We start from the raw sequence: 7,051 nt of genomic DNA on the forward strand, positions 1-7,051 counted from the left end.
GATTTTGTGAAAATCTTTTCTATTATCTCATCCCATTTCTGTTTATCAATATTTGCAGAATCAGCAATAAGGTCATTATTATAATTATCTATTGATTCAATCCAATCTTGCGTGATCTTGTGATTATTCTTTTTGTTATGAAGTATAATGTTTGTTAGGTTATCTTCTGTGACATTTATTAGCATGACGCCTTTGTTTTTGGCATAAGTTTGCACTCCTGATTGAAGTTCTCCTGAAAATACGAATACAGCCTTGACGTTCCTGCCCGACACCTGATTTACCTTTTCTACAAACTCTTCAACATTATCGATTGATATCTTGCCACTGTAGTTTTTGCACTCGGCTATATAAAGTAATTGATAATTTTCGGCACCAATAGGGGTGACTTCAATGCTGATGTCGAATTCGATAGGTTTTTCGCGATCTCTCGAATAGTATTTAGGTTTCCTTTGAAATTTACAACATTGGAGGAGTAGCGGAATAGTGCCTTTCTCTACTTCATTTTGTAGTAGGTCAAATACCTTATCTTCAAACTGATTACCTTTTAATACTGTATTCATATCAAATTTTTCTTACATACAATTATACTAAAAAAATGAGATGTTTAAGCTAAAATTTGTAGCTTTGTTTTTAAGGAATTAAGTTTTTTTTATTATAAAAACCGGTTGGATATCCTGCAAGATTGGAATTCAAGCTTAAAAATCACGAAAATCTTATTAACTTAATGAAAGCTATTAACCATAAAATTGATCCAAATTAAGATATGATTGCAAATTTAAGCTTGTCAAATTACTATGATTATAGGAGTGTTCGTGAACAGGATAAGGAGTTTTATAGTTTTAATCAATCCATTCGGTTTCTTTCTAATTTAAAAAATTTAAATATCATAGTTGGGGGGAACAACACTAGAAAAAGCAGGTTCTTTAAGATGCTAATGGAATTAGAGTTTTTTCCAATTTGGAGAACTGAAGTGGCATTAGATTCATTTTTAAGAGATCTGGAGTTATTAAACGAAGAGTTAGCTAATTTCAAAGAGATAGTCTTAGTAGATTTAAAAATATATAACCTGGCTACTGATGTTAAGGAAAAAATACAAAAGGTTATAAAAAGAGTTTCAGGAAATGACGATTACCAATTACAAATTATTCTGATATATGATACTGTTAAATGGATAATAGATAATATCCCACACTGTAGAGGTGAAGCAGAGTTAATAGAAATAAAGAAGACTATAGATAATTTAATCTATTCGCTAGCAATATCTAATCATTTGGTTCAAGCTTTATACAATGAGGACTCGGATATAAAACAGAAATTTCCTTTGACTAGATTGCCATATTCAGCTATGCGTGTTAGAATGCCAAGAGAATCTGACAAGTACCCTAAAGACGTTGGAATATCGAAAGTCCTAATTAGAATCAAGGAACTTTTAAGTAGTTTTAACAAGGAAATCTTCTTTGAATCACTTAATCCGAACATAATTTATCTTCCAGTTCTTCGAACTTCGAAGACGCTAGCAGGAATTAGTGGAGATGTTTTTCAGGATACTATCAAACAGCAAATGCCTAAGCTAAATACTAAAGCTGTTATTCATACAGGGTTAAGTCTTAATGATAAGATACTGAAATCACGAAATGGAACGAAAGAAGACTTTTTTAATTTCCTAGAATTTGAAAGATTTATAGGAAATACTTTTTTCGATGGTGAGGATATCAATATAATAGCTCAGTTTGGTGGTAAAGAAATAAATATTAGTCTGCCAGGTGAGAGACCTAACGTTTCGTTCAATGATCTTGGAGATGGTGTTAGTGGGATTATCAATCTACTTTATCCGATTTTTACGGCTTATGATGATAGCTGGGTGTTTATTGAAGAACCAGAGAATAACTTGCATCCCGCATTTCAGAATATTTTTGTTAAAACTCTGGCTGAGAATGAATTTTTGAAAAAGAAGAACTTAAAGATCTTCATAAATACACATTCCAATCATATTCTCATCAATAGTTACTTGAGTCCTGAAGATATTAATGTGATGGTGTTTTCTAAAAGAGACCAAGATACAACGTCAATTACAAGTTTCAATGACGATAAGAAATCTACTTTAGATCTATTGGGAGTGTTAAATACTTCTGTTTTAATTAGTAATTGTTTGATATGGGTTGAAGGGATTACTGATAGGTTGTATGTGAAAGCTTTCTTGAAAGCTTATCTTGATAGTTTAAAGAAAAAGGATAAAGTTATTAGAGAGGGACTAGATTATTGTTTTATAGAGTATGGTGGAAGTAGTATTGTGCATTATGATTTTAACCAAGCAGGTGAGAATACGGTGCCATCGGATATCGAAGCATTTTATAGTAACAATAGAATTTTAGTACTGGCCGATAATGATAATAGCGAAGGTAAATCTATTCGTTTTTCAAAATTTAAAAACAAACACTTTGTTTATTTAGATACTGGTCTTCCTGAGATAGAAAATATTCTACCTAATGATATTTTGAAAGATTTTTTAAGGGAATTAGGTGTTGCAGATACTCAAATCAAGACTATTGACTTTAATCTCGTTTCAACCAAAAAGCTAGGAGAGGTGTTTAATGGGGTTAAGAAAAATGAAAGATTAATAAAAATTCAAGCAGAGTTTGGTGGAACTCTAGCGGCAACCTATAAAAAGAAATTAGCAGAATTTGTCTATCGAAAAGTGGTTGATGGGAGTTATAAATGGGGGTCTTTACAGCAATCAGTTTATATTAAAAACATCACAACTAAAGTTCTGAACTTTATAAAAGGCGCTAAGTAATTATTGGAAAGAAACGATCTCGACAACTTTAAAAATTGGCATATGAACAATATAGATCAAGAAGTTTTTAGATTAGCAAATAAATATTTTAATTCTGATAGTTATAAAAACTTAAAGAGTGAAAGCCACATTTCTTTTAAGCTACATAGGGTAATCAAGCATAAGGATCTAGATCAATATATGTTAGGGAAGACCAAAATTTATATGGATCTGAATTTTTGGATTAATTTACGAAACAGCATATGGAAGAAAAGTGAGGATAAAAGATATTTTCAACTATTAGAAATATTAAAGAAAAAAGTTAAGGATAAGAGAATCGTTTGTCCATTTTCAAATGTTTTGATCGAAGAGGTCTTCAAACAAGATAGTAAAGATAGTCGTCTTAAAACATTTCAAATTGCAGATATCCTTGCGGATAAAATCATGCTTTCGCCTATGTACTATATTTCGATGTGCGAAGTACATAATTTAAACTCAATCTATTTGGGAAAGCAACCGACCAATTTATGGTATAAATGGAGAAGACCAATTAATGCACTTGGAGACTTTAGCTTGAAAACTAAGAAAGAATTATCAGAAGACGAACTTCTAATAAAAAAGGTCATGTATGACATTAATTTACAATCCTCTTTTCAATATGTTCTTGGCGAATTAGATGCTGCTTCATTTATAAATAAGGAGTCGAGCGTTTGGCATGCTAATATGGTAAACCAGTCGAAGGCATTTAGCGATCCTAGTGGATTAAGTAAGAAAAAACTCCATCGTCTAGAAATAAGAAGTAGTTATAAGACTATTGCGAAACATATTCAATCGAGTGTTGAAGTGGATGTAGATTCCATAATAGACCATTTCAGTCTTTCGCGATTAAAAGAAATAACACCAACTTGTTATGCTTATTCAGCACTTTACACAGAATTGATTTTAGACCGAACAAGGAAAATAAAGCCTAATGACTATTATGATATAATGCATTCGAGTTTGGCATTGTCTACTTGTGATCTTTTTCTAACGGAAAAAAGCTTTGCGAGTACGCTAAAGCGTATGAAAATAGACAAGGAATTTAATGTCAAGGTTTTATTTGATATTGATGAGATTATTGAAATAGTTGAATCCTTGTAATTTAATAACCATATGAGAACAGATTCAAAATTAAAAATTTTTGAAATATTATCGAAAGATTTGGCCCAGACAATCCAACAATTTAATTTGATTTTTGTAGACAGTAATGGAAATAGAATCGATCTTTCCGACCATTACATTTGTCCTTTATCTTTAAGAGCTTACTGTCGAAAAGACATCGATAAGCTTTCAATTGAGCACGTTCCCCAACATAGTTTAAATGGTAAACCGTTAATCCTGACAGATAAAGAATTCAATAATAACGATGGTGGAACCAAAGATAAAAAGATACTTAATTACTTTAAATATAGAAATTTTCAGAATGGTGTTAGTCCAATAGATGCAAAATTTTATGTGCCTGATATAATTAATGGTGCCGTATCTGGTAAACTGTATGGTGTGCCAATAAAAGATGGAAAAGCGGAAGTTAAACTCAGTTTTCCAAATAAAACCGTGAATATGTTAAAAGAGAGAGGGCTTATAGAGAATTGGTCTGGATTGAAGTTGAGGTTTAAAGTTGATTATTCTCCAGATATCAATAAAAGTGCATTATTAAAGGCAGCATATTTGATAGCTTTCTCCAAGTTAGGGTATCGTTTATTGTTTAATTTCCAAGGTGTAAAAAGTAATTCTTACGGACTTATTATAAAAGAGCTAGCAGAAAAAGAAATTGGTGAAGACTTTCCATTAATATTCACTAATAATTTAGGAGTAAACATGCCTGATAATATTGGTATTGTAGAAAATGAACAATTTAAATTACTTGTAACAAAGGTGTGTTATAATTTGGATGGCCATGAATATATTTACCATGTGATTCTTCCTCATCCGGAGGACCTGAATCTTAATCATTTGATCGATTTTAAAAATATTTATGTAAAGCAGGAACAGATGATGACGGTAAGAAATTTAAATGCGGATTATTTGCTTTAACAGTAATAACGTGAAGTTTTAGCATAAAATATCTGAACCCCTACTACCTTAAAAATTTCATAAGACTTTATAATTGTTTTCAATGGGAAAGATGGTAATATTTCCAGTTGAGTACTTGTCCAAATTGTCGATTGTTATTTTAGATTATAGCTTTTTCTGGCAAAAAATCTCTTGGAGACATTCCAAAATGGTCAGCTAAGGCATTGATGTGATCGATATTATATTTGGCTCTATTTGATGGATTTTCTACATTAGTTACAAAAACTCGGTTTACTCCAATAATTGTGGCAATATCAGCTTGATTTAGATTTTTCTCTTTCCTCAGTTTATAAATAAAGTCAATAATATATTGTTCAATTTTACTAATTTTTGCTTTACTCTCCATGAAAGCTAAAGACATCAAAAAATATTATTAAAATGTATTGCATGTATTACATTTTAATTTTATCTTTGTTATTGTAATAAAAAAATGAAATTATAGAAGAAACATTAATAAGAACATAAGCTAATAAATATAGACTCATAACAATACTCGTAACAAATCTGGCGATTTAATTAATGACAATACGAGTGCGGGTAATGCGTCAATTCATTATCTTTGGAAAAATATTTCCTGAGGTATGGTTGACGCTTACTTATCAGCGCCGTATTGTCATCCTAATCGCACCTCAGAGATTGGGGGCCTCGCCAGGGCTTTTGTTACGGCGACAGTAAGCGATCATCCAAATTTTGTTGTACAAATACTACAAAAAGCATTGATTACATCTATTGTTATAGTGTAATCGATGCTTTTTTATTTTATATCAGATGAAAAAACAAACCACAAAAAACATCTTTAAATCCCCCGAGTAGCTCGGTGCGATTCAGCCAGCAATGATCTGGTCACATCAGCTATGGAATTCGAGATGCCCAATTATATACCGAGTCATACCCATTCAATAGAATTCTAGCTTTTCCCAATTAATCAATTTTATTATACGCGGCGAATGGCCTAAAAACTATCCGATTCAATCGGACTGGAATAACTATGCCTTAAGCTTGCGATTAAAAATCTAAAAAATGAAATCTAATTATGCTCATCTACTCCTCTTTGATCTGGTTATTTATGAGACCCATCGATCAGGATATGATCCTGTTGGGAATGTGCAATACTTTTGGGGTAAATATCCCTTAAGCACAATTCAGGACTATATTATTGCCCTACAGCCCGACACGAGTGATAAGGAAAAGGGTAATCCAAAATTGACTGAATTTTCCGTCGAACTTCTCCGCACGTTAATAGCCTATTTGATAATCCATACCCATAAAATGGACCTTGGTAAAATATCTATTTCACTGAATATAAACCGAGAAGTGATTGAGTCTTCCAAGATCATTTACGATTTCTTTCAACGTGTATCCCCATCCCATACCAATTCCTAAAATGATGAAAAAATTAAACCTACAATCCAATAGCAGCGGGCTGCTACATATTCAAATAATAAGGATTACAATATTAGTGATTCTATATGGCCTAATAACGATTTTGAACTTGTCCGCTCAATCACTATCACTTTCAATTGATGTCAAGAAAGACACAAGTATTCACCCACTGAATATCGGAGATCGCATTCCCGATAAACTTTGGAATACGGTATTGCCAGTCATGCATGATCCACAGCAAAGAGAGCATATTCAGTTGAAAGATTTGCAAACAAAGAAGCTTATTATAATCGACTTTTGGGCGACTTGGTGTGCGCCTTGTATTGCGTCGATCAAAAAACTTCAAATTATTGAAAAGAAGTATGCCGACAGGCTTGCCCTTATACCGGTTACCTATGAGAAGCTTGACCTGCTACAACGACAAATGGCAAAGCTCAGCTTTCATCCGTTTAGCGTGTGTTCGGATCCTCTATTGCTGCAGTATTTTCCACATCGAAGTATTCCGCATCAGGTATGGATTATGGACAATAAGGTTGTTCATATCGGCGCAGCTGTAGATGCAAATGAAAAAAATATTGCACTTGCACTCGATGGGCATCTTCCTCAAATGGAAGTCAAAGCCGAATTTATGGACTTTAGCCTGACCAAGCCATTGGATGAATTTGCCAAGCGTGTTAATATTCCTATTTATAAAAAATCTGTAGTGACGGGTTATATAAAGGGTATAGGCGGTAATAATGGAATAATGCAAGCCAACGGTCAGAAGCTGTTGTATTATAATAA

Annotated in this window: 7 protein-coding genes; 5 read left to right on the forward strand and 2 right to left on the reverse strand. The window is 32.5% G+C overall.

Annotation, left to right across the window (positions count from 1 at the left end):
* On the reverse strand, positions 1-560 hold a 560-nt coding region (locus tag B3C94_RS12870), incomplete at its 3' end, for a restriction endonuclease (protein WP_293904244.1).
* A 203-nt stretch (positions 561-763) separates the two neighbouring features.
* Here B3C94_RS12870 and B3C94_RS12875 point away from each other — a divergent pair.
* Genes B3C94_RS12875 through B3C94_RS12885 form a run of 3 tightly spaced genes read left to right on the forward strand, consistent with a single transcriptional unit; the run spans position 764 to position 4,846 of the window.
* The gene (locus tag B3C94_RS12875) at positions 764-2,794 is read left to right on the forward strand and encodes an AAA family ATPase (protein WP_293904246.1); all 2,031 of its coding nucleotides are present in this window, start codon (positions 764-766) and stop codon (positions 2,792-2,794) included.
* 42 nt (positions 2,795-2,836) lie between these two features.
* Positions 2,837-3,913 (forward strand): hypothetical protein, encoded by a 1,077-nt coding sequence (locus B3C94_RS12880; protein WP_293904248.1) that lies wholly within the window; start codon positions 2,837-2,839, stop codon positions 3,911-3,913.
* 12 nt (positions 3,914-3,925) lie between these two features.
* Entirely contained in the window at positions 3,926-4,846 is a 921-nt protein-coding gene (locus B3C94_RS12885; RefSeq protein ID WP_293904250.1) for a hypothetical protein, read from the forward strand.
* Between the two features lie 139 nt (positions 4,847-4,985).
* Here B3C94_RS12885 and B3C94_RS12890 read toward each other — a convergent pair whose 3' ends face one another.
* A complete protein-coding gene (locus B3C94_RS12890; protein ID WP_293904252.1) occupies positions 4,986-5,231 on the reverse strand; it encodes a helix-turn-helix domain-containing protein in 246 nt (81 codons plus the stop codon).
* 674 nt (positions 5,232-5,905) lie between these two features.
* Here B3C94_RS12890 and B3C94_RS12895 point away from each other — a divergent pair.
* Both B3C94_RS12895 and B3C94_RS12900 read left to right on the forward strand, forming a co-directional pair.
* Positions 5,906-6,268: a hypothetical protein gene (locus tag B3C94_RS12895; RefSeq protein ID WP_293904254.1), complete on the forward strand. Its 363-nt coding sequence runs from the start codon at positions 5,906-5,908 to the stop codon at positions 6,266-6,268.
* Between the two features lie 109 nt (positions 6,269-6,377).
* A partial coding sequence (locus B3C94_RS12900) for a TlpA family protein disulfide reductase (protein ID WP_293904256.1) occupies positions 6,378-7,051 on the forward strand: 674 nt, incomplete at its 3' end.

It is taken from the genome of Sphingobacterium sp. UBA5670 (assembly GCF_002420705.1).
Taxonomy (GTDB): Bacteria; Bacteroidota; Bacteroidia; order Sphingobacteriales; family Sphingobacteriaceae; genus Sphingobacterium.